General features: G+C 73.8%; 24 protein-coding genes. 8 read left to right on the top strand and 16 right to left on the bottom strand.

Annotated elements, in window-relative coordinates; genetic code table 11:
• Positions 1–93: 93 nt before the first annotated feature.
• The 3 genes from ACZ67M_RS24440 to ACZ67M_RS24430 form a co-directional block, all read right to left on the bottom strand.
• A complete protein-coding gene (locus ACZ67M_RS24440) occupies positions 94–1,275 on the bottom strand; it encodes a D-alanyl-D-alanine carboxypeptidase family protein (RefSeq protein ID WP_392015092.1) in 1,182 nt (393 codons plus the stop codon).
• 126 nt (positions 1,276–1,401) lie between these two features.
• Positions 1,402–2,541 carry a transcription termination factor Rho gene (rho, locus tag ACZ67M_RS24435; RefSeq protein ID WP_385801259.1) on the bottom strand — a complete coding sequence of 380 codons (1,140 nt, stop codon included), beginning with the start codon at positions 2,539–2,541 and terminating at the stop codon, positions 1,402–1,404.
• A 376-nt stretch (positions 2,542–2,917) separates the two neighbouring features.
• The gene (locus ACZ67M_RS24430) at positions 2,918–3,328 is read right to left on the bottom strand and encodes a nuclear transport factor 2 family protein (protein ID WP_125490715.1); all 411 of its coding nucleotides are present in this window, start codon (positions 3,326–3,328) and stop codon (positions 2,918–2,920) included.
• Between the two features lie 71 nt (positions 3,329–3,399).
• Here ACZ67M_RS24430 and ACZ67M_RS24425 point away from each other — a divergent pair, with 71 nt between their 5' ends.
• Both ACZ67M_RS24425 and ACZ67M_RS24420 read left to right on the top strand, forming a co-directional pair.
• The gene (locus ACZ67M_RS24425) at positions 3,400–3,987 is read left to right on the top strand and encodes a PadR family transcriptional regulator (RefSeq protein ID WP_361356142.1); all 588 of its coding nucleotides are present in this window, start codon (positions 3,400–3,402) and stop codon (positions 3,985–3,987) included.
• 4 nt (positions 3,988–3,991) lie between these two features.
• Entirely contained in the window at positions 3,992–4,717 is a 726-nt protein-coding gene (locus tag ACZ67M_RS24420) for a class I SAM-dependent methyltransferase (protein WP_467321436.1), read from the top strand.
• Between the two features lie 10 nt (positions 4,718–4,727).
• Here ACZ67M_RS24420 and ACZ67M_RS24415 read toward each other — a convergent pair whose 3' ends face one another.
• The 6 genes from ACZ67M_RS24415 to ACZ67M_RS24390 all read right to left on the bottom strand — a co-directional run bounded on the left by ACZ67M_RS24415 (position 4,728) and on the right by ACZ67M_RS24390 (position 9,400).
• Complete coding sequence (locus ACZ67M_RS24415) at positions 4,728–5,471, bottom strand: GntR family transcriptional regulator (protein WP_392103059.1); 744 nt, start codon at positions 5,469–5,471, stop codon at positions 4,728–4,730.
• Positions 5,472–5,665: 194 nt separating this feature from the next.
• A complete protein-coding gene (locus tag ACZ67M_RS24410) occupies positions 5,666–6,634 on the bottom strand; it encodes an acetylxylan esterase (RefSeq protein ID WP_385801253.1) in 969 nt (322 codons plus the stop codon).
• Positions 6,635–6,732: 98 nt separating this feature from the next.
• Entirely contained in the window at positions 6,733–7,317 is a 585-nt protein-coding gene (locus tag ACZ67M_RS24405; protein ID WP_469852719.1) for an Rv1733c family protein, read from the bottom strand.
• 161 nt (positions 7,318–7,478) lie between these two features.
• Positions 7,479–8,240, bottom strand: coding sequence for a ferredoxin reductase (locus ACZ67M_RS24400; RefSeq protein WP_469853039.1), 762 nt, complete (start codon positions 8,238–8,240; stop codon positions 7,479–7,481).
• Between the two features lie 7 nt (positions 8,241–8,247).
• Positions 8,248–8,853 carry a sulfite oxidase-like oxidoreductase gene (locus tag ACZ67M_RS24395; RefSeq protein WP_382813607.1) on the bottom strand — a complete coding sequence of 202 codons (606 nt, stop codon included), beginning with the start codon at positions 8,851–8,853 and terminating at the stop codon, positions 8,248–8,250.
• Between the two features lie 64 nt (positions 8,854–8,917).
• Entirely contained in the window at positions 8,918–9,400 is a 483-nt protein-coding gene (locus ACZ67M_RS24390; protein ID WP_392238120.1) for a MarR family winged helix-turn-helix transcriptional regulator, read from the bottom strand.
• 219 nt (positions 9,401–9,619) lie between these two features.
• Here ACZ67M_RS24390 and ACZ67M_RS24385 point away from each other — a divergent pair, with 219 nt between their 5' ends.
• Positions 9,620–10,456 carry a putative protein N(5)-glutamine methyltransferase gene (locus tag ACZ67M_RS24385; protein WP_392103061.1) on the top strand — a complete coding sequence of 279 codons (837 nt, stop codon included), beginning with the start codon at positions 9,620–9,622 and terminating at the stop codon, positions 10,454–10,456.
• 16 nt (positions 10,457–10,472) lie between these two features.
• On the opposite strand, the gene ACZ67M_RS24380 is transcribed toward ACZ67M_RS24385, so the two are convergent.
• Positions 10,473–12,551, bottom strand: a complete 2,079-nt coding sequence (locus tag ACZ67M_RS24380) for a SpoIIE family protein phosphatase (protein WP_469852718.1) — start codon at positions 12,549–12,551, stop codon at positions 10,473–10,475.
• Positions 12,552–12,804: 253 nt separating this feature from the next.
• Here ACZ67M_RS24380 and ACZ67M_RS24375 point away from each other — a divergent pair, with 253 nt between their 5' ends.
• From ACZ67M_RS24375 to ACZ67M_RS24360, 4 genes are all read left to right on the top strand, one after another.
• On the top strand, positions 12,805–13,698 hold the full coding sequence (locus ACZ67M_RS24375) for a hypothetical protein (RefSeq protein ID WP_469852717.1): 894 nt from the start codon (positions 12,805–12,807) through the stop codon (positions 13,696–13,698).
• A gap of 56 nt (positions 13,699–13,754) precedes the next feature.
• Positions 13,755–14,126, top strand: coding sequence for a hypothetical protein (locus tag ACZ67M_RS24370; RefSeq protein ID WP_161329734.1), 372 nt, complete (start codon positions 13,755–13,757; stop codon positions 14,124–14,126).
• A gap of 120 nt (positions 14,127–14,246) precedes the next feature.
• A complete protein-coding gene (locus ACZ67M_RS24365; protein WP_469852715.1) occupies positions 14,247–16,262 on the top strand; it encodes an oxidoreductase in 2,016 nt (671 codons plus the stop codon).
• Positions 16,263–16,302: 40 nt separating this feature from the next.
• Entirely contained in the window at positions 16,303–16,866 is a 564-nt protein-coding gene (locus tag ACZ67M_RS24360) for a PadR family transcriptional regulator (protein ID WP_361356161.1), read from the top strand.
• Positions 16,867–16,885: 19 nt separating this feature from the next.
• On the opposite strand, the gene ACZ67M_RS24355 is transcribed toward ACZ67M_RS24360, so the two are convergent.
• Positions 16,886–17,437 (bottom strand): hypothetical protein, encoded by a 552-nt coding sequence (locus ACZ67M_RS24355; RefSeq protein WP_392015072.1) that lies wholly within the window; start codon positions 17,435–17,437, stop codon positions 16,886–16,888.
• A gap of 162 nt (positions 17,438–17,599) precedes the next feature.
• The gene (locus ACZ67M_RS24350) at positions 17,600–18,619 is read right to left on the bottom strand and encodes a fibronectin type III domain-containing protein (protein ID WP_392015069.1); all 1,020 of its coding nucleotides are present in this window, start codon (positions 18,617–18,619) and stop codon (positions 17,600–17,602) included.
• A 383-nt stretch (positions 18,620–19,002) separates the two neighbouring features.
• On the opposite strand from ACZ67M_RS24350, the gene ACZ67M_RS24345 reads away from it, so the two are divergent.
• Positions 19,003–19,815 (top strand): glycoside hydrolase family 75 protein, encoded by an 813-nt coding sequence (locus ACZ67M_RS24345; protein WP_361356167.1) that lies wholly within the window; start codon positions 19,003–19,005, stop codon positions 19,813–19,815.
• A gap of 82 nt (positions 19,816–19,897) precedes the next feature.
• Here ACZ67M_RS24345 and ACZ67M_RS24340 read toward each other — a convergent pair whose 3' ends face one another.
• The 4 genes from ACZ67M_RS24340 to ACZ67M_RS24325 form a co-directional block, all read right to left on the bottom strand.
• A complete protein-coding gene (locus tag ACZ67M_RS24340) occupies positions 19,898–20,308 on the bottom strand; it encodes a PTS-dependent dihydroxyacetone kinase phosphotransferase subunit DhaM (protein ID WP_361356169.1) in 411 nt (136 codons plus the stop codon).
• Entirely contained in the window at positions 20,301–20,900 is a 600-nt protein-coding gene (dhaL, locus tag ACZ67M_RS24335) for a dihydroxyacetone kinase subunit DhaL (protein ID WP_392015066.1), read from the bottom strand. The genes ACZ67M_RS24340 and dhaL overlap by 8 nt, the downstream gene beginning before the upstream one ends.
• A 49-nt stretch (positions 20,901–20,949) precedes the next feature.
• A complete protein-coding gene (dhaK, locus tag ACZ67M_RS24330; protein ID WP_361356173.1) occupies positions 20,950–21,942 on the bottom strand; it encodes a dihydroxyacetone kinase subunit DhaK in 993 nt (330 codons plus the stop codon).
• A gap of 355 nt (positions 21,943–22,297) precedes the next feature.
• Positions 22,298–23,164 (bottom strand): fumarylacetoacetate hydrolase family protein, encoded by an 867-nt coding sequence (locus ACZ67M_RS24325; RefSeq protein WP_469852712.1) that lies wholly within the window; start codon positions 23,162–23,164, stop codon positions 22,298–22,300.
• Positions 23,165–23,194 lie beyond the last annotated feature (30 nt).

Genomic DNA, 23,194 nt, shown 5'->3' with positions numbered 1-23,194 from the left:
TGAACGCGCTACCGGCCGCAGAATGGCGTCCGCCCCCGGAACAGGGGTGTGGCCAGCACCACCCCCGCTCCGGGGGCCTCCTCCCGCCTCTCGTCAACTCCCGTCGTCGCGCACGAGTTTGAGCCGCAGCGCCAGTGCCATGGCGCCCGCGCCGAGCCCGGCGACGCCGAGGATGGCGCCGGTCTCCGGCCAGCCCGGTTCGTGCTCGGCGGCCCGCGTCGACGCGACCGCCACGGGCGCTGCCGCCTCCGAGCCCGGCTGGGGTCGGTCGTCCGGGGGCGTCAGCGAGCCCACCGGCTCGACCAGACCGGACGCCTCGAAGCCCCAGTCGAGCAGCGAACGGGTCTCCTCGTACACGGCGTGGCCGCCGCCCTCCTGCGGGTTCATCACGGTGACCACCAGGGTGCGCCCGTCGCGGTGGGCCGCCGCGATCAGCGTGTTGCCGGCGTTGCTGGTGTAGCCGTTCTTGACGCCGATGAGCCCCGGGTACGGCTCCACGCCGTCCGCCCCGGTGAGCAGGCGGTTGGTGTTCATGATTCCGTACGCCTCGCCGTCCCGGCCGGGGAAGAGCGCGTCGACCTTGCCGCAGTACCGTGCGAAGTCCGGGTTGTGCAGTCCCGCCCGTCCGAAGACCGCCAGGTCGTACGCCGACGACACCTGACCCGGCGCGTCGTAACCGTCCGGTGAGCGCACCTGGGTGTCGAGGGCGCCGAGGGCCCGGGCCTCGGCCTGCATCCGGGCGGCCGTGGCGCTCCAGCCCCCGGTGAGCGAGGCGAGGACGTGCACGGCGTCGTTGCCGGAGTTGAGGAAGACCCCGTTCCACAGGTCGGAGACGCGGTAGGTGTGGCCCTCGGCGACACCGACCAGGCTGCTGCCCGGGCCGATGCCGGACAGTTCGTCCGCGCGCACCTCGTGGCGGACGCCGCCCGGCAGGACCGGCAGCACGGTGAGGGCGAACAGCGTCTTGAGGGTGCTGGCAGGAGGCAGCGGACGGTGCGCGTCGTGGGCGGCCAGCACGTCGCCGCTCTCGGCGTCGGCGACCACCCAGGACAGCGCGGAGACATGGGGAACCTCCGGTGCCTCGGGGCCGGGCCGGACCTGCGTTCCGGAGCCGTACAGCGCCGCGGGCCCCGCCATCGGGCCGGGCGCGCCCGGTGGCCCGGGGTCCGGCTGTCCCGTACGGGCGGCCGCGGCGGCGGGCATGAGCGTCAGCAGGCCTGCCACGCAGAGCACGCAAGTGGATCGAGCCGCCCGGGCTGAGAATCCGATAGTCATACCGCAAACGTAGGAACGACTGCCCGAACCGCCGCGCTGCCCGGGGCGAGTCGGGCGCGCATGCACCCGTTTGCCGTAGGACGGGGGTCTCGGCGGGGCGGGGTGACCCCGGCGGGGCGGGTGGGGTCAGCCGGCCGGCAGGGTGGGCTGGACCTGCCGCAGGAACGCGGCGTTGTCCGGGGTCTGGCGCATCCGCTCCAGCAGCGTCTCCAGGCCGGACTGCCCGTCCCGGGACGCCAGCGCCCGCCGCAGCCCGCGCGCGGCGGTGGCCTCGGGGGCGGACAGCAGGAGTTCCTCGCGCCGGGTGCCCGAACCGGCCATGTCCACGGCCGGGAAGACCCGGCGGGCGGCGAGTTCCCTGCTCAGCCGCAGCTCCATGTTGCCGGTGCTCTTCAGCTCCTCGAAGTAGAAGTCGTCGGCGCGCGAGCCGGTCTCCACCAGGGCGGTGGCGAGGATGGTGAGGGAGCCGCCCTCCTCCGCCTTGCGGGCCGCGCCGAAGAACCGCTTGGGGCCCAGGAGCGCCCCGGCGTCGACGCCGCCGCTGAGCGTACGGCCGCCCGAGGAGGAGGCGTTGTTGTGCGCCCTGCACAGCCGTGTGAGGGAGTCGAGCAGGATGACGACGTCCTCACCGGCCTCGACGAGCCGCTTGGCGCGCTCGACGACGAGTTCGGCGAGCGCGATGTGCTGCTTGGCGCTCTGGTCGAAGGTCGAGGCGTACACCTCGCCCCGCACCGACCGGCGCATGTCGGTGACCTCCTCGGGCCGTTCGTCGAGCAGCACCACCATCAGCCGGGACTCGGGGTGGTTGCCGGCCACCGCGGCGGCGAGCTGCTGGAGCAGGACGGTCTTGCCGGTCTTGGGCGGGGCCACGATCAGGCCGCGCTGGCCCTTGCCGACCGGTGCGAGCAGGTCGGTGACGCGCCCGGTCAGACCGGACGCGGGGTGTTCGAGCCGCAGCCGCTCGTGCGGGTGCAGCGGGGTCAGGTCGTGGAAGTGCCGGCGGCCGCCCCGGCCGTCCGGCGTACGGCCGTTGACGCGGACGACGTCGGTCAGGGTGCGCCGGTCGCCGCGCACGCCCTCGACCAGGTCGCCCTTGCGCAGGCCGTGCCGGCGGATCAGGGCGGGGGAGAGGGCGAGGTCGTCCGGCCCGGGCTGGAGGCTCGCGCCCCGCAGGCGGCCCTTCCCGCCCGTCTCGATGTCGAGGACGCCGCTCGCGGTCTCGGCCGGGGGCTGCTGTACAGGAGGGTGTTCGAGTGTGGTGGTCATGGTGGTCGGTCCTTTCGAGGACACCTGGGCATGGGACATGCGGAAGGAAGGGGGAAGCCGTGCGAGGGGTCGGACGACACGCCTCCGGACGGCGGGAACAGCACCTCGGTGACCGCGGGTACGAAGACCCTGCTCAAGAGGTTGTGCTGAGAAGCGGACGCGCCGGTCGCATCGCGACGGGCTGGTCGGCGAACCGAAGGAAACTGGCACCGGCGCCCCAGTGGGGCGTACACAAGTGCTGACCGCACCGTACCACGGGACGTGGTGGGAGGGGCACGGGAAGGGGACGAACCTGCGTCCCGCGCCCCTCAACGCCGGCGGTGCGGTCCCTATTCCGGCTTCCGCGATTCCGTGTTCCGCATGTGCCGGGCCGAGGTCAGCCGGCCGTGCCCGCCTGTGCCTCCTGCGCTTCCTGCGCGATCCGCTCGAACTGCGCGGCCATGGCCGCCTGGAGCGCCTGGGCGCCCGACAGCGGACGCACCATCACCGTCAGCTCGTCGATCCGGCCCGACTCGTCCAGGTGCAGGAAGTCGCAGCCGCCGATCTCCCGGTCGCCCACCCGTGCCGAGAAGACCAGCGCGTGGTCGCGGCCGCCCTCCTCGCCGATGACGCGCTCGTAGCGGAAGTCCTCGAAGACGCGCTCGACCGCGCGCAGGATCGCCGCCGTGATCGCCTTGCCCCGGTAGGGCTTGAACACGACGGGGCTGGTGAAGACCACGTCCTCGGCCAGCAGTGCTTCGACGGCGTCGATGTCGTGCGCCTCGACCGCCGCGCGGAATGCCTGCATCGCGGCCACCTCCTAGTAAAATAATTGAATAGGTGCGGAGTAGATTAGTCCGTGCTTGCTAGCGTGTCGACATGTCTCTCAAGTACGCCGTCCTGGCCGCTCTCCTGGAGGGGGAGGCCTCGGGCTACGAACTGTCCAAGGTGTTCGACGTGTCGCTCGCCAACTTCTGGCCCGCCACGCCGCAGCAGCTCTACCGGGAGCTGGAGCGCCTGGCGGGCGACGGGCTGATCGAGGCACGGACGGTGCAGCAGGAACGCAGGCCCACCAAACGGCTCTTCTCGCTCACCGAGGCCGGGCGGGAGCGGCTGGGCGCCTTCGCCGTCGAGCCGACCCGGCGCCCCACCGCCGTCCGCGACGAGTTCCTGATCAAGATGCAGGCGATGGACGGCGCCGACCCCGACGCCGTCCGCGCACTGGTCGAGGAGCGCAGGGCGTGGGCCCTGGGCAAGCTCGCCCGCTACGAGCGCGTGCGCGAACGCCTCCTGGACGGGCGCACGGAGGAGCGGCACCTCCGCGAGGCTGACCGCGTCGGGCCCTACCTCACGCTGCTCGCCGGAATCACCTTCGAACGGGACAACGCCCGCTGGTGCGAGCGCGTCCTCGCCGTGCTCGACGAACGGCGTGCCCCGGCGGGCCCCACTGGACACGCCCTAGGCTGAGCCGATGTTCAGCTCCGAAGGCCCCACCCTGCGCGAACTCGCCGTCCAGGCACTGTCGTCGGTCGAGCGCGGCTACGACCTGCTCGCCCCGAAGTTCGACCACACCCCCTACCGGACGCCGGACCGGGTGCTCGACGCCGTGGCCTCGGCGCTGGCGCCGATGGGACCGTTCGGCGCCGGGCTCGACCTGTGCTGCGGCACCGGCGCGGGTGTGGACGTGCTGGCCCGGGTGTGCCGGGACAGGGTGACGGGGGTCGACTTCAGCGCGGGCATGCTGGAGGTCGCCCGTCGGCGCCCCGCGCCTCCGGGCCCCGAGGTCTCCTGGGTGCGCGCGGACGCCCGTGCGCTGCCGTTCGGCGCCGAGTTCGACCTCGTGGTGAGCTTCGGCGCGTTCGGGCACTTCCTGCCCCGGGAACTGCCGGGCCTGTTCGGTCAGGTGCGGTCCGTGCTCCGGCCGGGCGGCCGCTTCGCCTTCCCCGTGGTCGCGCCGCCCCGCCCCGGCTCCGCGGGGTACTGGACGCTGCTCGGCTTCGACGCCGCGATGCGGGTGCGCAACGCGCTGTGGCGGCCGCCGTTCGTCATGTACTACCGGACCTTCCGCCTCGGGGACGTCGGCCGGGAACTCGCCCGCGCGGGCTTCCGGGCGGAACTGCACGCCCTGCCCGAGTTCGGCCGGCGGCCCGACGGCAGCCCGCGCGTCCGGCTGGTCACGGCCCGGCGTACGGCGTAGCGCGCGGGGTTCACCCCGCGGCCGGCAGCGTGAACTCGTAGACCAGGGCGTCCTGTCGGGCGTCCACCAGAAGCTCCGTGATCTCCAGGGGACGGTCGTGCTGGTCGTGCACCCGGCGCACGACCCGGACCGAGGCCGCGTCCGTGAGCGGCGTGATGGTGTCCCGGTGATGCAGGGTCAGGCCCGCCCTGCGCATCCAGTCGTAGGCCCGCCGCAGCTGGGCCGAGGCGACGCCGTCGGCGCGGTCGCGGTAGCGGGCCAGCTCCTCGACCTCGGCGAGCGCGACGGCCGAGAACGAGGTCACGGCAGTCCGCCGCCCGCTCCCGTCGGCGGTCGCCGACGCGTACCGGTGCACCAGCGTAGGACGGCCCGGCACCAGTCCCAGCGCCGCCGCGTGCTCGGGCGGCGGCGCCTCCCAGGCGACGGTGGCGCGGTCGCCCGTACGGGGCTCGGCCGGACGGGCGCCCACCGGGAACGCGAGCGGCGCCGGGTTCCCCGCCGGCGGTCCGGGGAGGGCGGCGTGACTGCCCCGGCGGTCGGTGGTCAGCAGACCGTCCCGGCGCAGCACGTCCAGGGCCTGCCGGACGGTCTCCCGGCTCACGCCGAAGTGTTCCGCCAGCCGGCGCTCGCCGGGCAGGCGTTCGCCCGGCGGGACCGTGCCGTCGTGCAGTTCGCCGAGCAGTCGTGCCGCCACCCGCCAGTACAGCGGCCGGTCGTCGGCGAGAGGGTCGTCGTGCGGGGTGGTGCGGTCCATGCCGCGCCTCCTGAGGGTGACGTACGGTAGCCGTGCGGGCTCGGTGCGCCACCAGGAGTACCATTGGTCTAAACCAGCAGGGAAGGCCGGTCCGCCGGTTCGGCCGAAAGATCACCCGCGCCTACGGCGGCGTACGGCCTCCGGCGGGAGCGCCGTGTCCGAAACCGCGCCGTCTCCACCGGGACCGCGTCGGATCAGGCGTACGAGCGCAGCCAGCGCACCTTGGCGGCCTGCTGGAACGGTCCGCCGCCCTCGTGGTCGTTGAAGTCGTACACCTCGATCGCCTTGTCCTCGTGCGCCCAGGCGTTGAAGGCCGCGAAGACGGTGGACGGCGGGCAGGTCTGGTCCTCCAGCGCCGCCGAGAACAGGGCCGGCGCCCGGCCCCGCGCCGCGAAGTGCACGCCGTCGAAGTAGGACAGCGTGCGCAGCGCGTCCTCGGTCCGGCCGCGGTGCGTCTTCAGGTACAGGCCGACCTCGCGGTAGGGATGCCGGTCGGTGATCGTGGTCGCGCGCGGGAAGTCGCACAGGAACGGCACGTCCGGGGCGACCGCCACCAGGTCCGGCACCAGACCGCCCACCGCGAGCGAGATCCCGCCGCCCTGGCTCCCGCCGAGCGCGACCGTGCGTGCCGGGTCGGTCAGCGGGTGGGAACGGGCCGCCTCGACGGCGCGCACGGCGTCGGTGAAGACCCGGCGGTAGTAGTAGTTCTCGGGGGCGTCCAGGCCGCGGGTCAGGAAGCCCGGGTACGCGGGCGCGCCGCCCACCGGGTCCGCGGTCCCGCCACCGCCGCCCCAGCCGCTGCCCTGGCCCCGGGTGTCCATGACGAAGTGGGCCCGGCCGGTGGACGCCCACAGCAGGTGCTCGTGCGGCAGCCCGCGCCCGCCGCCGTACCCGACGAACTCCACGACCAGCGGCAACGGCTCCTCCGCCGCGGCCGGCAGCACCAGCCAGCCCTTCACCGGGTGACCGCCGAACCCGGCGAACGTCACGTCGTACACCCGCACCGTGGACAGGCCCGTGTCGACCGGCTCGAAGCGCGCGTCCACGTCGTGCGCGCGGGCCTCCTGGAGCGTCTTGGTCCAGAACGCGTCGAAGTCCTCCGGCTCGCCCGACGCGCTCCGGTACTCCCGCAGTTCGTCGAGCGGAAGATCGAACAGGGCCATCGGGGAACCGCCTTTGCGGGAGCACGTGCCGGACCGTACGGATGATCACACCGTACGTGAGGGGCCGGGAGGCGGACCAGAGCGCGGGCGGGAGGCCGTCAGGCCCCGCGGTGCGTCCACTGGGGTTCGGTGCGGGCCCAGTCGCGGTCCCACTCGTTCATCCGGCGCCTGAGGGCCACGCCGCGCACCGCACGGTGCAGCAGGAGCACCGTGAGGCCGGTGCCGATGGCGGTGAAGGAGCCCACGGTGGCGCTGTGCTGCCAGATCTGGGAGCCGTCCGACGGCGGCGGCACGCTCCGCCCCCGCGAGTCCAGCCACACGTCGACCCGGTCACCGCGCCGGGCGTCGGCCGGGACCCGTGCCGTGGTGCTCCGCTCCGTGCCGTCCGGCGTGCTCCAGCGGACGGTCGTGCGGTACGAGTGCTGCCCGTCGAGCTGGGCGGACGGCAGGGTGCCCCCGGTGTCGCCGGCCACCGCGGCGCTCACCCGGTGCCGGTCCGCCCGCTGCTCCGCCACGATCGCCTTCGCCTGACCGTAGCCCCACCAGGCGGTGGCGGCCCCCAGCAGGGGGGCGCCCACGAACAGCAGCAGGGCGACGACCAGCAGGGTCCACGACTCGACGACGTCCGACCGGCGGCGCAGCGGATTGTGCCGCCAGCGCCAGCCGCGCACCCGGTTCCGCATGTCGACCTCCCCGCGATCACCGCGACCGGAAGGCGGACGGACGTCCATGACGGGCGGGAACCCCCGCGCCTCCGGGTCGCGCCAGTGTGCGAGTGCCCGTACTGGACTGGTACCCAGTCCGGCGGGACTCGCCCACCCTCGCGGCGAAGTTCCGCCGCGGGTCAGCCGAAGCGCTCGATCCGGATGCGCTCCACCGGCTGGCCCCCGGCCACCAGCAGCCGTGACGCGTGCTCGGCGAACGAGTTCGACCCGCACACGTAGGCCTCCCAGCCCTCGGCGGGCGGCTCGGACAGCAGCGCGGCCAGGTGCGCGGCGGTCAGCCTGCCCACGGGCGTCCCGGCCGGGGCACTCCGGGTGAAGACGGGGGTGGTCTCCGGGCCGAACTCGTCCGCGTAGATCAACTCCTCGGGGCCGCGCGCGGACACCAGCATCCGCAGCGGCACCGTCAGCCCCCGCGCCCGGTGGTGGCGGACCATGGACATCAGCGGGACGACGCCGGAGCCCGCGCCCAGCAGCAGGGCGGGACGGTCGCCCGGCCAGGCGAAGAAGCCGCTCAGCGGCCCACGCACCTCGATCCGGTCGCCGGGCCGCGCCACCGTGTGGAACCAGCCCGACACCTCCCCGTCCGACACGTGGTCGAGGGTCAGCTCGATGTGCCCGGAGCCGTCCGGCGCGGACGCCAGCGAGTAGTGCCGCTGGGCCACGTACCCGTCCTCGGCGGTGAGCCGGACCATCAGGTGCTGGCCCGGCAGATGGCCCGCCCAGCCGGGCACGGCGAACCGGAAGGTGGAGGCGCGGGGCGTCTCGCGGCGGATCTCCGTGAGCGTGGCCGGCTGCCAGGTTCCGGCCGCCGGGCCGTTCACCTCGATGCGTCCGGGCACGGCGAACCGCGTGGGGGGCGCGAAGGCCCCCGCCGTGTGCATGGCCGTCTCAGTCACCGGAGTACCGCTGCTCCTCCCAGGGGTTGCCGCGCGCGTGGTAGCCGTTCTGCTCCCAGAAGCCCGGCCGGTCGTGGTCGAGCAGTTCGAGGCCGGCCAGCCACTTCACGCTCTTCCAGAAGTACAGGTGCGGCACCACCAGCCGCGCCGGGCCGCCGTGCTCGGGGGCGAGTGGACGCCCCTCGTACTCCCAGGCGATCCAGGCCCGCCCGCCGGTCAGGTCCGCCAGCGGCAGGTTCGCGGTGTAGCCCGTGTGCGCGTAGGCCACGGCGTGCGTGGCGGACGGCAGCGGACGGACCGCCTCCAGGAAGGCGTCCAGGGACACGCCCCCGAACCGCACGCCGAACTTCGACCAGCCGGTGACGCAGTGGATGTCGCCCTCGTACGCCGAGGCGGGCAGCCGTCGCGCCCCGGCCAGGTCCCAGGTGCGCTCCTCGGCCACGAGACCGCCCACCCGGAAGGTCCAGTCGGCGGGGGCGAGGTCGGGCGTGACCTCGGCGGACAGCACGGGCCAGTCGTCGCCCGCGTCGTACTGGCCGGGCGGCAGCCCCGGCCGGTCGACGCGCGGGCGCCCGGCGAAGCCTCGGGTGGTGTTCATGCGGTGGGGCCTTTCGGGCCGCTGCGGCAGATGCTCGCGGCCTGCGTGATCAGTGCGTACGCCGTCAACGGTACGTGCCCGTCGGCGTTCCCCGGTCCGGGTCCTCGCCCCGCGGACCGCCCCGCCACGCGTTGTACCGCTCCAGATACGCGGCGAAGCGGATCAGGTCCTCGTCGGGCCAGTCGGCGAGCCGCTCCCGGAAGGCCGCCCGGCGGCTCTCGGTGACCTGCGCCAGGATGCGCCGCCCGGCCCGCGTCAGGTGCAGGACCTGCACGCGCTGGTCCTCGGGGTCCGGACGCCGCTCGATCAGCCCGGCCCGCTCCAGCGCGGACACCTGGCGGCTGACCGTGGACTTGTCGAGGGCGTAGTGGGCCGCCAGGTCGGTGGCCCGGCAGCCGTCCTGCTCCTCCAGGTGCCCGAGGAGTGTGTACGACACCAGCGACAGCTCCGGATGCATGCGCCCCGCCGAGGCGCGGGCGCGGCGGGCGAAGGCCGTCATCTCGCGCTGGACGGTCTCCACGGCCGCGTCCGCCGCGGCATCGGGCATCTCGGCAGCCGTCACGGATCCTCCCTCGTATCGCTGGTTGCAGAGTACAACTTGGGGTAATGTGACCGGCGGCCGCGGACCGTCCCGGCCGCCGGACGTCTGGAGGTGAGACCCATTACCGCTGTGTCGGTCCGGGTGCTCTCACCTCACGGCAGCACGGTCACCGCGAACGGCTGACCGCGAGAGCGCCCTTCGGTTCCCGAAAGGCTCTCGGCTTCCATGGCCTCGTCCTCTCCCGCACGCTCTTCGCTCTCTTCCTCTCGTTCCCCTCTGCCCTCCGCGGCCTGTCCGTCGCGCGACCGGGTCGTCGGCGCGCTCCGCACCGCGGGCTGCGTCTTCGCCGAGGACGAGGCGGCGCTCCTGATGGCCGCCGCCCGCGACGCCGGTGAACTCACCGCCCTGATCGACCGCCGGGTCTCCGGGCTGCCCCTCGAACTCGTCCTCGGCTGGGCCGAGTTCCGCGGCCTGCGGGTCGCCGTCGCCCCCGGTGTCTTCGTCCCCCGCCGTCGCACCGAGTTCCTGGTCGACGAGGCCCTTGCCCACGCGCCGCACGCGTCCGTCGTCGTGGACCTGTGCTGCGGCTCCGGCGCCGTCGGCGCGGCCCTGGCCGCCGCGCTGGACCGGCCCGAGGTGCACGCCGCCGACGTCGACCCCGCCGCCGTGCGCTGCGCCCGCGGCAACCTCGCCGACGCGGGCGGCCGGGTGTACGCCGGTGACCTGTTCGACGCGCTGCCCGGGGCTCTGCGCGGCCGCGTGGACATCCTCGCGGCCAACGTGCCCTACGTCCCGACCGCCGAGGTGGCCCTGCTGCCGGCCGAGGCCCGCGACCACGAACCGCTGGTCGCCCTCGACGGGGGCGCCGACGGACTCGACGTGCTGCGCCGTGTCGCGGCCGAGGCGCCCCGCTGGCTGGCGCCCGGCGGCTGCCTGCTGGTCGAGACGAGCGAGGCCCAGGCACCCGCCGCGGTCGCCGCCTTCACCCGCGCCGGAATGACGACCCGCGTCGCGGAATCGGAGGAGCTGTACGCCCACGTGGTGACGGGCGTACGGGAGTAGCGCGGTACGGCAACCCCTAGGCGGGCGGCGTGGCGCGGGCGATCAGCAGGGCCACGTCGTCGGAGTTCTCCGGCTCGTGCAGGGTGCGCAGGAGCTGGTCGCAGACCTCCTCCAGCGGGCAGTCCGGGCCGTCCAGCAGGGCCAGGAGGGCGTTCAGCCGCTCGTCCAGGGGGTGCCGGCGGGTCTCGACGAGGCCGTCGGTGTACAGCACCAGCCGGTCGCCCGGCTCCAGGGCGACGGCGGTCGTGGAGAACGGGACGCCGCCCACCCCGAGCGGCACCCCGGTGGGCAGGTCAAGCAGCTCCGGCGGGTGCCCGGCCCGCAGCCGCACCGGCGGCAGGTGCCCCGCGTTGGCGATCAGGCACCGCCTCTCGTGCGGGTCGTGCACGGCGTAGACGCAGGTCGCGATGGCCTGGTCCAGGCCCGCCGTGGTGCGGTCCAGGTGCTCCATGAGCAGCGCCGGATCCAGGTCGAGGGCGGCCAGGGTGTTCGTCGCGGTGCGCAGCCGCCCCATCGAGGCCGCCGCCGCGATGCCGCTGCCCATCACGTCGCCCACCACGAGCGCGGTCTTGCACCCCTCCAGCTCGATCACGTCGAACCAGTCGCCGCCGACCTCGCTGGTGGCCCCGGCCGGCTGGTAGCGCGAGGCGACCTCCAGGCCACCGGTCACCGGCGGATGGCTCGGCAGCAGGCTGCGCTGAAGGGTCAGGGCGGTGGTACGGGCGTTCTGGTACCAGCGGGCGTTGTCGATCTGAAGCGCGGCCCGCGCGGCCAGTTCGTTGGCCAGCAGCAGATCGTCCTTGCCGAACGGGAGCGGGTTGGCGGTCCGCTTCAGGTCCAGGGCGCCGAGCACCTCGCCCCGCGCGATCAGCGGGACGGCCAGGTACGAGTGCACGCCCGCCCGGCGCAGCAGCTCCACCGCCTCCGGTGAACGCGCGATGCGCTCCAGGTCCTCCCCGGTCACCCGGGCCACCCACACCGGCCGCCCGCTGCGCACGCACTCGGTGACCAGGCGGTCCGGCCCGTACCGGGCCACCTGGCCGGGCCGGTCGGCCGCCGCGAGCGCGTCGGGGGCGTCGTCCGCGTGCACGGCCAGCGCCCTCATCACGGCGGGCTCGGCCGGGCCCAGGTTGCTGCGCCGGCCCTCCACCACGGCCTGGAGGAGATCCACGGCGGCGACGTCGGCGAGGCCGGGCACGGCCACGTCGGCCAGCTCGTGCGCGGTGCGGTCCAGTTGCAGCGTGGTGCCGATCCGGGCGGAGGCGTCCGCGACCGAGGCCAGCCGGCGCCGCGCGGCCTCGGCCTCGGCGCTCACCCGGTACTGCTCGGTGACGTCCACGACCGAGACGGCCACGCCCAGGACCGTGCCGAGCGCGTCGTCCAGCCGGTACAGCGAGACGGACCACGCGTGGTCCTCGTCCGGGTCGGCGGGCGTCCGTCCGGTGGTGGGCCTGTCGATCACCGGCTGCCCGGTCTCCAGCACCTCTCGCGCCGCGGCCTCGATCTGGGCCGCGTCGACCTGCGGCAGCAGCTCGTGGGTCCGGTGGCCGATGTGGTCGTCGGCCGGGATGCCGTTGATCCGCTCCAGGGCCGGGTTGACCGAGACGTACCGCAGGTCGGTGTCGAGCACCGCCAGTCCGACCGGTGACTGTGTGATCACCCGTGAGGACAGCGCCAGGTCGCGCTCCAGCCGCCGCACCGTCGACTGGTCGGCCGCGAGCCCCAGCGCGTAGACGTCCCCCCGGTCGTCCAGCAGACGCATGTTGCGGAACTCCACCAGCCGGGTGCCGCCGTCCTTGTTCCGGATGGGGAAGGCCCCGGCCCAGCTGCGGCCGGTCCGCATGACGTCGGAGAACAGCTTGACGACCAGGTCGAGGTGGCGCTCGTGGACCATGATGCGGGCGGCGTACTGCCCCAGCGCCTCCTGGGCGGAGTATCCGAACAGCTCCTCCGCCTGCGGGCTCCACAGCACGATCCGGCCCTCGGCGTCCAGCACGACCGAGGCCACGCTCAGCAGGTCGAGCAGTCCGCTGGGCCGCACGGGGCCGCGCGGCGACGCGTCGCCCTCGAACCCGGCAGACCCGGATGCACTCATCCCACGCCCCGCCTTCACCGTTCCGCGCGGCACGCCTTCCTGATGCCGACTCCCTTGTTCTACCGCGTTCCGCCGCGCACAGGGCCGATTCCGACCGGCTCCGCGGACTCCTTCCAGCATCTCCCGGCCGGGCGGTGACCGCCGCACGAAGCGCGTCCGGAGTTGGTCTGTACATGCCGTGATGGGCGGTCCAGACTGTGCGCCGAACGCGCTCGCCCCGTCCTTGCCGCCCGCCCCCCACCGAGGAGCCTCCATGCCCCTGCGCGCCCGGCAACGTTGTCACACCGTCCTGACCGGACTCGCCGCCCTCGCCCTCTCCGCCGGCCTCGCGGGCCCTGCGGCCGCCGTCGGCGCCTCGTCCGAGTCGTCCGTTGCCGACACCTGGACCGAGGTCGGCTCCGACCGCGCCGACCCGCTCACCGAGAGCCAGGGCCTGGCCTCGGTCGAGGTCCCGGCCGGCAGCCCCAACCGCTACACCGGCATCGGCACCATCCCGCTGAGCCTCAGCACCCGGGGCTGGAACCACGTCGGCGACCCCGACGCCTCCTACGACGGCCACTACATCGAGCCGTACCAGCGCGACGACGGCAACACGAAGATGTTCCGCGTGCGGGAGCCCGACGGAAGCTGGGCGGAGTACGTGCACACGCTCGGCCCCGGTGAGGCGCGGAACAACTCCTGGTCCGCCGTCTCGCCGGACGGCCAGTGGATGCTCTCCGGCGAGTGGGGCACCATGGACCGGCTGCTGGTCTTCCCGACACCGGGCGTCAATCCGGCCACCTCGCCGTCCGCGAACCTCCCCCAGGCCTCCACCGTGCGCCTGGACCACGCCGTGCGCGACGTCCAGGGCTGCGACTTCCTCGACGCGACCACCCTGCTGTGCTCCTCGGACGACCCGGAGGGCACCCTCTTCGGCATCACCAAACCCCTGCTGCGGATCGACCTGTCCGCCGCGCCCAACGGCGCCGCGGACGTCACCGGCCACGTCACCGCCCTGCGGCAGCTGCCCCTGCGCAGCGCCTGTTCCGGCGACTTCGAGACGGAAGGCATCGACTACGACCGCCGCACCGGCACCCTGCGCGTGATCGTCGTCTCGCCGGGCTTCTGCGTGCTGACCGACAGCAAGACCTACCGCTTCACCCGGTAGTGCCCGGCACCAGGTGGTGCTTTTCTGGTGGTATGGCCGCGAGAGGAGCGATCACGATGGACGCTGAGCGACTGCATCCGGAATCCGTCTCCGTGGAGCTGAGCGGGTGCAGCAAGGAGGACGCCCGGACCGTGTTCGACGCGCTGTGCGCGTGCTACGGGTCGGACCGGCACGCGGGCGACGTGACCCGGGAGTACCACGAGGTCCGCCCGACCGTGTGGCTCGGCACCTTCGACGTGGCCGACGCGCACCGGGGCGAGTGCGACCCCGCCCGGCTGCGGGAGTCCGTGGAGGCCGACGTGCAGGGCGGCTACTGGGCGATCGAGAGGTTCCGCACCACCCTGGACTCCCTGTTCACCGTGCGCGACCTGAGCACGGCCTCCGGGGACCAGGAGCGCGAGCTGCACGTACGGCTCGAGAGCCGCTGAGCCGGCCGGGACCCGCCGGTGCGGCGGTGTGGTGTGCGCCGCGTCTTTGTGCAACTAGTTGCACAAAGACGCGGCCGTCCTCTACAACGGAGGCACCACACCCCGCACGGAGGCGCCCCGATGAGCCGCTACCCCCACCTGCTGAGCCCGCTCGACCTGGGCTTCACGACGCTCCCCAACCGGGTCCTGATGGGCTCCATGCACGTCGGCCTGGAGGAGGCGGAGAACGGTTTCGAGCGCATGGCCGCCTTCTACGCGGCCCGGGCCCGCGGGGGAGTGGGCCTGATCGTCACCGGCGGCATCGCCCCCAACGACGAGGGCCGCCCCTACCCGGGCGGTGCCAGGCTCACCAGCGAGGACGAGGCCGAACAGCACCGCGTCGTCACCGACGCCGTGCACCGCGAGGGCGGCCGGATCGCCCTGCAGATCCTGCACTTCGGCCGCTACGCCTACCACGCCGACCTGGTCGCCCCCAGCGCGCTCCAGGCCCCGATCAGCCCGCACGTGCCCCGCGAGCTGACCGACGCCGAGATCGAGCGCACCATCGACGACTACGTCCGCACCGCCCGACTGGCGCGCGGGGCCGGGTACGACGGCGTCGAGATCATGGGCTCCGAGGGCTACCTGATCAACGAGTTCATCGCCGCGCGGACCAACCACCGCACCGACCGCTGGGGCGGCTCGTACGAGAACCGGACGCGTTTCCCCGTCGAGATCGTCCGCCGGGTGCGCGAGGCGGTCGGCGAGGACTTCATCGTCGTCTACCGCCTGTCCATGCTCGACCTGGTGCCCGGCGGCTCCACCCTCGACGAGGTCGTCACCCTCGCCAAGGCCGTCGAGGCCGCCGGAGCGACCATCATCAACACCGGCATCGGCTGGCACGAGGCCCGCATCCCCACCATCGCCACCTCCGTGCCGCGCGGCGCCTACACCTGGGTGACCAGGCGTCTGATGGGCGAGGTGACGGTGCCGCTCGTCACCACCAACCGCATCAACACCCCCGAGGTCGCCGAGCGGCTGCTCGCCGAGGGCACCGCCGACATGGTGTCGATGGCCCGCCCGATGCTCGCCGACCCCGACTTCGTCGCCAAGGCCGCCGCGGGCCGCCCCGAGGCCATCAACACCTGCATCGGCTGCAACCAGGCCTGCCTCGACCACACCTTCAGCGGCCGGATCACCTCCTGCCTGGTCAACCCTCGCGCCTGCCACGAGACCGAGCTGGTCCTCACCCCGACCCGGCGGCGCAAGCGCGTCGCGGTCGTCGGCGCCGGACCCGCCGGGCTCGCCTGCGCGGTCAGCGCGGCCGAACGCGGCCACGAGGTCACCCTCTTCGACGCCGCCGGCGAGATCGGCGGCCAGCTCAACGTGGCCCGCAAGGTCCCCGGCAAGCAGGAGTTCGACGAGACGCTGCGCTACTTCCGTACCCAGCTGGCCGCGCACGGCGTCGACGTACGCCTCAACACGCGCGTCGCGGCCGACGACCTCACCGGCCACGACGAGGTCGTCGTCGCCACCGGCGTCACGCCCCGCACCCCGGACATCCCCGGCATCGACCACCCGAGCGTCGTCGGCTACCTCGACGTGCTCCGCGACGGCGCGCCCGTCGGCGACCGCGTCGCCGTCCTCGGCGCCGGCGGCATCGGCTTCGACGTCGCCGAATACCTCACCGACGGCGGCGACAAGGCGCACGAGGACCCGTCGACGTACTTCCGCCTCTGGGGCGTCGACATGGACTACGCCGCCCCCGGCGGCCTCGCCGCGCCCGAGCGCCCCGCGCCGCCGCGCGCCGTCCACCTGCTCCAGCGCAAGACCTCCAAGGTCGGCGCCGGGCTGGGGAAGACCACCGGCTGGATCCACCGCACCGAGCTGAGGCAGCGCGGCGTCACCATGGTCCCGGGCGTGCGCTACGACCGGATCGACGACGCCGGACTGCACGTCACCATCGGCGACGAGTCCACCGTCCTGGAGGTCGACACGGTCGTGCTCTGCACCGGACAGGAGCCCAGCCGCGGCCTGTATGACGACCTGATCGCCGCCGGCCGCAGCGCGCACCTCATCGGCGGCGCCGACGTGGCCGCCGAACTGGACGCCAAGCGCGCCATCAAGCAGGGCACCGAACTGGCGGCGGCGCTGTAGCGGCCGTCCGGGCGGCCCGCGGCATCCCTAGGATGAGCGCATGTCCCTCCCGCACGCGATCCTCACCGCCCTGGTCGAAAAGCCGTCGTCCGGGCTGGAGCTGACCCGCCGGTTCGACCGGTCGATCGGCTACTTCTGGTCGGCGACGCACCAGCAGATCTACCGCGAGCTGGGCAAGCTGGAGGGCGAGGGCCTGATCCGGGAGCTGCCCGGGCGGCAGCCGGCCCGCGGGCAGAAGAAGTCCTACGAGGTGCTGCCCGCGGGCCGCGAGGAACTGGCCCGCTGGACCGCCGTACCCCAGGACCCCAAGCCCCTGCGGGACACGATGCTGCTGCGCCTGCGGGCCGCCGCGGTGGTCGGCACCGCCGGTGTCGAGGAGGACCTGCGTCGCCATCTGGACCTGCACGAGCGGCAGTTGGCGGAGTACCGGCAGATCGAGGAGCGGGACTTCCCGCCGGGCAGGGACGGTGCCGAGGACCGGCTGCGGCACCTGGTGCTGCGGGCCGGCATCGACCTGGAGACCTTCTGGACGGGGTGGCTCAGGCACGCGCTGGCGGAGTTCGCCGAGCTGCCCGCCGAGGGAACCGGGGCGCGGGACCGGTAGGACTCAGGACCGGTAGGACTCAGAACCGGTAGGGCTTCGCGCGGCGGCGCAGGAACCAGGCCGCGCCGATGACACCGGCCCCCACCAGTGCGCCGCCCGCCACCAGGGTCGCGGTGCCGTAGTCCTGGATCGCCCCGCCCAGGCCGCCCATGACACCGCGCGGCGACGCGGACGGCGAGGGAGCGGCCGAGCGGCTCGGGGAGGGGGAGGGCGCCCTGGAGACGATGACCGTCTGGGTGCCCGCGGTGCTGTTGTTCGAGCACATGACGATCACCGTGTAGGTGCCCGGCGAGATCCCCGACCAGGCCGCCGACTGCCCGGAGCCGGTGCCGGACAGCGCCACCTGGCGCCCCTGCGCGAAGTCGCGCTGGCTGCTGGTGAGCAGCGATGCGGTGCCCCAACTGCCGTTGAGCTGGGCGCAGGCCGTGGTGGTGACCGACACCGTCGTCCCGGTGGTGCTCACCGAGATGCCCGGCCCCGCGAGAGCCGGCCCGGCGGCCAGGGCGACGGGCAGCGCGGCGGCGGCCGCCGCGGTCAGGCCGGAGCGGAGAAACGGCGAAGAGATGCGCATGTGGACTGCCCTCCGGCGGCACGGTCGGCGGCACATCCCTTGCGTCGCCGAGATCGGGAACGCCCGTGCTCCCTCAGTGGCAGCCAACAGCGCGGCGAGCGCGCCCGCATGCCGAGCGCGACCGCCCAGGTGACGCGCCGCCCGGTCCGAGCCGCACCGAGGTCAGCCGCCCGCGCCCAGCGTCACCTTCCGCTCCTGAGAGAAGCCGCCCCAGGTGCCGTCGGCCAGCCTGGCCCGGATCCGCACCCGGTGCGTGACACCGGCCTCGCGTCCCGCGTAGAAGCTGTACTCGGCCAGGTCGCGCGGCGCTTCGGCGCCGTAGACCAGGGAGGTCGCCGGACGGCCGTCCAGGTGGATCTGGTACTCGGTGACCGGGCCGTCCGTCCGCGGCGGGACCCAGGTCAGGTCGAGGTAGTACGCCCCGTCGGCGAGATGGGAGGCCGCGCGCAGAGCGGTGGGCGCGGAGGTGCGGCCGTCGTCCGACCCCGGGGTGGAGAGCCGGACGACCGCGCTGGCGGGAGAGAGGTTGTCGGCGGCGTCCCGCGCCCGCACCGTGAAGGTGTAACGGGTGCCCGGCCGCAGCCCCGTGACGACGGCCGCCGTCTGGGCGCCGCCGACGCTGTGCACCTTCGTGCCGCCCTGGTACACGTCGTACGACACCACCTTGCGGTCGTCCTTCGCGGCCGACCAGGTGAGCTGCACCGCCCGGCCGCCCGCCGCCCGGCCCTCGGCGCCCTCCGGGCGGGTGGGGGCGGAGGCGTCGGTGACGGCGGCCGGCGTGGTGGCCCGCACCTCCCGGCTGCGCGGCCCGAGCCGCCCGTCGGCGTCGCGCGCCCGGACGGTGAAGGCGTACGCCGTCGAGGGGCGCAGCCGGGTGACGTCCACCATGCGGTCGGACGCAGGTACCTCCTTGACCAGCGTGCCGCCGCGGTACACCTCGTAGGTCTCCGCCCCGTCCAGGGCGTTCCACATCACGTGCACGGTCGTCGCGCTGCCCGCCTCGGCGGTGACGCCCATGGGTACGCCGGGCAGCCCGCCGTCCTCCCCCTCCCCGCCCGCGCCCGTGCCGCAGGAGGTCAGCAGGACGACCGCGCCGCAGAACAGGGGCAGGGCGCACCGGCGCAGGAAAGCGCCGGGGGCGGCGGTGGGCGCGGGGACAGCGGGAACGGGTACGTCTCGCACGGCTCAGCCTCCGGTGGGGCGTCGGTCCGATTCGATGCGGCGGCAATGGTCCGGACCAATATGACGCCCGTGACGCGATCACATCAAGAGGCCGTCACCGCGTTACGTATGCTGAGTCACCTGAGGGCCGAACTCCGGGATGTCCCGGGCGGGTTCGGGCCAAAGGCGCGGACCGCTGTCGTCGCAGATGCCGTGCCGGCGCGGGTGGCCGGGCGCGCCGGGAGCCGTCACGGGTCCCGGCCCGCCCGCCCCCCGTCGCACCGCCGAGGCGGCGCGGAGGACCGGGGCGTGCACCGTCTGGCCCTGTGAAAGGTGGCCGCACGGCCGAATCGGGGACAGATGGGACCGAGTGCCCGCCCATGTCCCCCAGGAGAGGCCACATCGTGCGTGTCCAGTCGCTGACGCTGGTCGCGGCCAGTGCCGCCCTGATCGCTCCCACGGCGTTCCCCGACGCTCCGCACCCGCTCCGCGCCGACCTCCCGGCGCGCCACCTGGCCGCCGACCGGTCCCAGGACGTCCCGGGGCGCGCGAACCGGTCCGGAGTCCGGATCGGGCCGGTCCCGGAGCGCCCGGCAGGGGCGGCCGCCCGCCCGAGGGGAGACCGGCGAGAGGCGCCGGTCCGCGCCGCCGACCTGCTGGCCGAGGTACGCGACTGCACACCCGTCTCGCGCGGGCGCTACCGCAAGGACTCCGGGACACCGGCGGACATCCCGGTCTGCGGCAAGCGCGATGCCGTGTACTGGAAGGCCGACCTGGACGTCGACTGCGACGGGGTGCCCGGCGACCGGTGCAACAGCCGCAGCGACCCGCACTTCAGCCCCGCCACCGCGTTCACCCGGTCGGACGGCCGCCCGCTGGACGCCGAACGCCTGCCCTACGTCGTCGTGCCCGAACCGAGCGACATCTGGGACCACCGCGAGGACGACGTGCGCGGCGGGTCGCTCGCCGCCCTCGTCCACGGGGACCGGGTGCGGTACGCGGTCGTCGGCGACGTCGGCCCGCGCGACCTCGTCGGCGAGGCGTCCTACGCCGCCGCGAAGGCGCTCGGCGTCCCGGCCGACCCGCACGGCGGCGGCGCGGCGTCCGACGTGACGTACATCGTCTTCAAGGGGAGCCGGGTCGAGCCCATCGAGGACCCGGCGGCCGCGGAGAAGGAGGGGGAGCGGCTGGTACGGGAGTTCATGGGCGACGACTGAGACCGGGACGACCGAGGACCGCGCCCGCCCCCGCGCACCGCGCCACGGCGGCCGGACTCACCCGACCGCCCGGCGCGGGAACCTAGGCCTTCCGGTAGGAGTACGCCTCCGCGGCGGCCGCCTCCACGGCCGCGAGGTCGGCGCCCGTCGAGGCCGTCACCACGGCGGCCACCGCGCCCTCGACGAACGGCGCGTCCACCAGGCGGGTGTGCGCCGGGAGTTCGTCGCCCTCGGCGAGCAGCGCCTTGACGGTGAGTACCGCGCTGCCGAGGTCGGTGAGGACGGCGACGCCCGCACCCCGGTCCACGGACGCTGCGGCCGCCGACACCAGCTCGGAGCTGGTGCCGAACTCGCCGGACGCGGTCCCGCCCGCCGGGGCGACGGGGACGGCCGCGCCACCGCCCGACAGCGCCTTGGCCAGCTCCGCCACGGACGCGGCGACCGCGGCGCTGTGCGACACCAGCACGATCCCGACCAGCTTGTCGTCACTCACCGGCCGCCTCCTGAAGTGCCGCGACGAGCAGTGCCGCCGAGGTGGCCCCGGGATCCTGGTGCCCGATGCTGCGCTCGCCGAGGTAGCTCGCCCTGCCCTTGCGGGCCTGCAACGGCGTGGTCGCCTCGGCCCCCTCCTCGGCCGCCGTGCGCGCCGCGGCGAACGACTCGCCGAGGGCGTCCACGGCCGGCACCAGGGCGTCGATCATCGTCTTGTCGCCCGGCGCGGCACCCCCGAGCGTCATGACGGCGTCCACCCCCGTCCGGAACGCCTCCGCCAACTGCTCCCGGCTGACCTCGGGCGCGTCCCCGAGTGACTTGCCGGTACGGCGCAGCAGCGTCCCGTACAGCGGTCCCGAGGCACCGCCGACGGTGGAGATGAGCCGGCGCCCGGCGAGGATCAGTACCGCGCCGGGGGTGTCCGGCGCCTCCTTCTCCAGCGCGGCCGCCACGTCCCTGAAGCCCCGCTGGAGGTTGCTGCCGTGGTCGGCGTCGCCGATGGGCGAGTCGAGGGCGGTGAGCCGTTCCGCCTCGCGGTCGACGGACGTGGTGGTGGCCGTCATCCAGCGGCGGAAGAAGTCGGCGTCGAGCACGGTGTCTCCTTGCCTGGTAGGTACGGTGTGATCCCTTCCCCGTCCACCGTCACATGCCCCACCTCAGTCCGGGGGTGCTCACCGGCGCGTCCCAGAGTCCGAGCAGCTCCTCGTCGATCTCGCACAGGGTGACGGAGGCGCCCGCCATGTCGAGCGAGGTGACGTAGTTGCCGACGAGCGTACGGGCGACGGCGACCCCGCGCCCGCGGAGGATGCGCTGCACCTCGGCATTGAAGCCGTACAGCTCGAGCAGTGGCGTCGCGCCCATGCCGTTGACCAGCACGAGGACCGGGTTGCGCGGCGCGAGGTCGGTGAGGACCGCGTCCACGGCGGCCTCGGCGATCTCACCCGAGGTCATCATGGGACGCCGCTCACGGCCGGGCTCCCCGTGGATGCCGATGCCCAGTTCCAGTTCACCCGCCGGGAGGTCGAAGGTCGGGGAACCCTTGGCGGGCGTGGTGACGGCGCTGAGCGCGAAGCCGAAGCTGCGGGAGCTGTCGTTGACCCGCCGGGCGAGCGATTCCACCTGCTCCAGCGGCCGTCCCTCCTGCGCGGCGGCCCCGGCGATCTTCTCCACGAACAGCGTCGCCCCCGTGCCGCGCCGCCCGGCCGTGTAGAGACTGTCGGTCACCGCGACATCGTCATTGACCAGCACCTTCGCGACCTGGATGCCCTCGTCCTCGGCCAGCTCGGCGGCCATGTCGAAGTTGAGCACGTCACCGGTGTAGTTCTTGACGACGAACAACACCCCGGCCCCGCTGTCCACGGCCGCCGCGGCCCGCACCATCTGGTCCGGCACCGGCGAGGTGAACACCTCGCCCGGACAGGCCGCCGAGAGCATCCCCGGCCCCACGAACCCGCCGTGCAGCGGCTCGTGCCCGGACCCGCCCCCCGACACCAGAGCCACCTGCCCCGCCACGGGCGCGTCCCGCCGCACGATCACCCGGTTCTCGACGTCCACGGCCAGCTCCGGATGGGCGGCCGCCATACCGCGCAACGCGTCCGCGACCACGGTCTCGGGGACGTTGATGAGCATCTTCACGGGTACCTCCTGTGTAAGTCAGCAGCTGGGTGATGGGCCTGGGTTTTTGCTGGTCGGGGTGGTTGAGGTCGGTGCGTGATCTTGGTGGTCGGCGGCGGTCGGGAGCGGGTTCCGGCGGTACTGATACTGACTCAATGCTGACTTTGGTCACGCAGCGTCAGATTTTTGTGGCGAGTCGACTACAGACCGACAAGAGTCCCGCAGGGGCAGTATCGACCTTGTGACCGCTGAGGTCACGCGAGGCGAGGTCTGCGGGTCCTGGGGAATACCGGACTGGCAGACATACAGCCACCGCGCTCATTTGACGGACGCGCCGGACGAGGTGGCCCGGCACCACCCGGCGGGGACGGTGCGGTCAGCGGTCGCGGCGTCCGGGGCGCTGCTCGTAGGGGGTGGCCCGGGAGCCGTCGACACCGACCTCGAGGCGGCCGACCTTCTCGATGTCGAGGACGACGCGGTCACCGTGGGCGAGCGGGCCGACGCCGGCCGGGGTGCCGGTGGCGATCACGTCCCCCGGGTGCAGGGTCATGACGGAGGAGGTGTAGGCGATCAGTTCGCGGACGCCGAAGATGAGGTCGGCGGTGTTGGTGCGCTGGCGGGTGGTGCCGCCGACGTCGCAGCGCAGGTCGAGGGTGTCGGGGTCGGGGATCTCGTCGGCGGTCACGATCCAGGGGCCGATGGGGGTGAAGGTGTCGAAGGACTTGCGGGTGGAGCGGTCCTCGCCGGAGCGCACGGTGATGTCCAGCACGCAGGTGTAGCCGAATACGTGGTCGAGGGCGTCGTCCGCGCTGACGTGCGTGGTGGTGCGGCCGATGACGACGCCCAGCTCGCCCTCCTGGTCGGTGCGCTTGTCGGAGTAGGGGAGGAGGATGTCCTCGCCGGGGCCGATGACGGAGGAGTTCGCCTTGAGGAAGACCCCGAGGTCGGCGACCGAGGTGGTGTACTCCATCTCGGCCTTGTGGTCGAGGTAGTTGACCGGCGCACCGATGATCTTCCCGGGGCGGGGGAGCGGGGCGTCGAGGGCCGCGTCGGCCAGTGGGATCCGGGTCCGCCCGTCGAGTTCGAAGGGGACCGTCGCACCGTCCGACGCGGCTTCGATGCAGCGCTGGAGTGCTCCGGCCGGTCCGGCGGTGTCGGCTCCCGCTACCTGGTCGGTGACGTCGATGAGGTCGTCGCCGTCGACGAGTCCGAGGCGTCCCTTGTTGAACAGCGCCAGACGCATGCTGGCCTCCTTGTGGGTGTCGGGCGGGCG

It is taken from the genome of Streptomyces sp. NPDC107500, from assembly GCF_055582785.1.
Note: the sequence above shows the minus strand (reverse complement) of the source record. Positions and strands in the feature narration are given on the sequence as shown.

What these genes read in the sequence shown, in the direction of transcription:
- ACZ67M_RS24440 (WP_392015092.1), bottom strand. Translation starts at nt 1,275, where the DNA reads ATGACTATCGGATTCTCAGCCCGGGCGGCTCGATCCACTTGCGTGCTC.
- rho (WP_385801259.1), bottom strand. Translation starts at nt 2,541, where the DNA reads ATGACCACCACACTCGAACACCCTCCTGTACAGCAGCCCCCGGCCGAG.
- ACZ67M_RS24430 (WP_125490715.1), bottom strand. Translation starts at nt 3,328, where the DNA reads ATGCAGGCATTCCGCGCGGCGGTCGAGGCGCACGACATCGACGCCGTC.
- ACZ67M_RS24425 (WP_361356142.1), top strand. Translation starts at nt 3,400, where the DNA reads ATGTCTCTCAAGTACGCCGTCCTGGCCGCTCTCCTGGAGGGGGAGGCC.
- ACZ67M_RS24420 (WP_467321436.1), top strand. Translation starts at nt 3,992, where the DNA reads ATGTTCAGCTCCGAAGGCCCCACCCTGCGCGAACTCGCCGTCCAGGCA.
- ACZ67M_RS24415 (WP_392103059.1), bottom strand. Translation starts at nt 5,471, where the DNA reads ATGGACCGCACCACCCCGCACGACGACCCTCTCGCCGACGACCGGCCG.
- ACZ67M_RS24410 (WP_385801253.1), bottom strand. Translation starts at nt 6,634, where the DNA reads ATGGCCCTGTTCGATCTTCCGCTCGACGAACTGCGGGAGTACCGGAGC.
- ACZ67M_RS24405 (WP_469852719.1), bottom strand. Translation starts at nt 7,317, where the DNA reads ATGCGGAACCGGGTGCGCGGCTGGCGCTGGCGGCACAATCCGCTGCGC.
- ACZ67M_RS24400 (WP_469853039.1), bottom strand. Translation starts at nt 8,240, where the DNA reads ATGCACACGGCGGGGGCCTTCGCGCCCCCCACGCGGTTCGCCGTGCCC.
- ACZ67M_RS24395 (WP_382813607.1), bottom strand. Translation starts at nt 8,853, where the DNA reads ATGAACACCACCCGAGGCTTCGCCGGGCGCCCGCGCGTCGACCGGCCG.
- ACZ67M_RS24390 (WP_392238120.1), bottom strand. Translation starts at nt 9,400, where the DNA reads ATGCCCGATGCCGCGGCGGACGCGGCCGTGGAGACCGTCCAGCGCGAG.
- ACZ67M_RS24385 (WP_392103061.1), top strand. Translation starts at nt 9,620, where the DNA reads ATGGCCTCGTCCTCTCCCGCACGCTCTTCGCTCTCTTCCTCTCGTTCC.
- ACZ67M_RS24380 (WP_469852718.1), bottom strand. Translation starts at nt 12,551, where the DNA reads ATGAGTGCATCCGGGTCTGCCGGGTTCGAGGGCGACGCGTCGCCGCGC.
- ACZ67M_RS24375 (WP_469852717.1), top strand. Translation starts at nt 12,805, where the DNA reads ATGCCCCTGCGCGCCCGGCAACGTTGTCACACCGTCCTGACCGGACTC.
- ACZ67M_RS24370 (WP_161329734.1), top strand. Translation starts at nt 13,755, where the DNA reads ATGGACGCTGAGCGACTGCATCCGGAATCCGTCTCCGTGGAGCTGAGC.
- ACZ67M_RS24365 (WP_469852715.1), top strand. Translation starts at nt 14,247, where the DNA reads ATGAGCCGCTACCCCCACCTGCTGAGCCCGCTCGACCTGGGCTTCACG.
- ACZ67M_RS24360 (WP_361356161.1), top strand. Translation starts at nt 16,303, where the DNA reads ATGTCCCTCCCGCACGCGATCCTCACCGCCCTGGTCGAAAAGCCGTCG.
- ACZ67M_RS24355 (WP_392015072.1), bottom strand. Translation starts at nt 17,437, where the DNA reads ATGCGCATCTCTTCGCCGTTTCTCCGCTCCGGCCTGACCGCGGCGGCC.
- ACZ67M_RS24325 (WP_469852712.1), bottom strand. Translation starts at nt 23,164, where the DNA reads ATGCGTCTGGCGCTGTTCAACAAGGGACGCCTCGGACTCGTCGACGGC.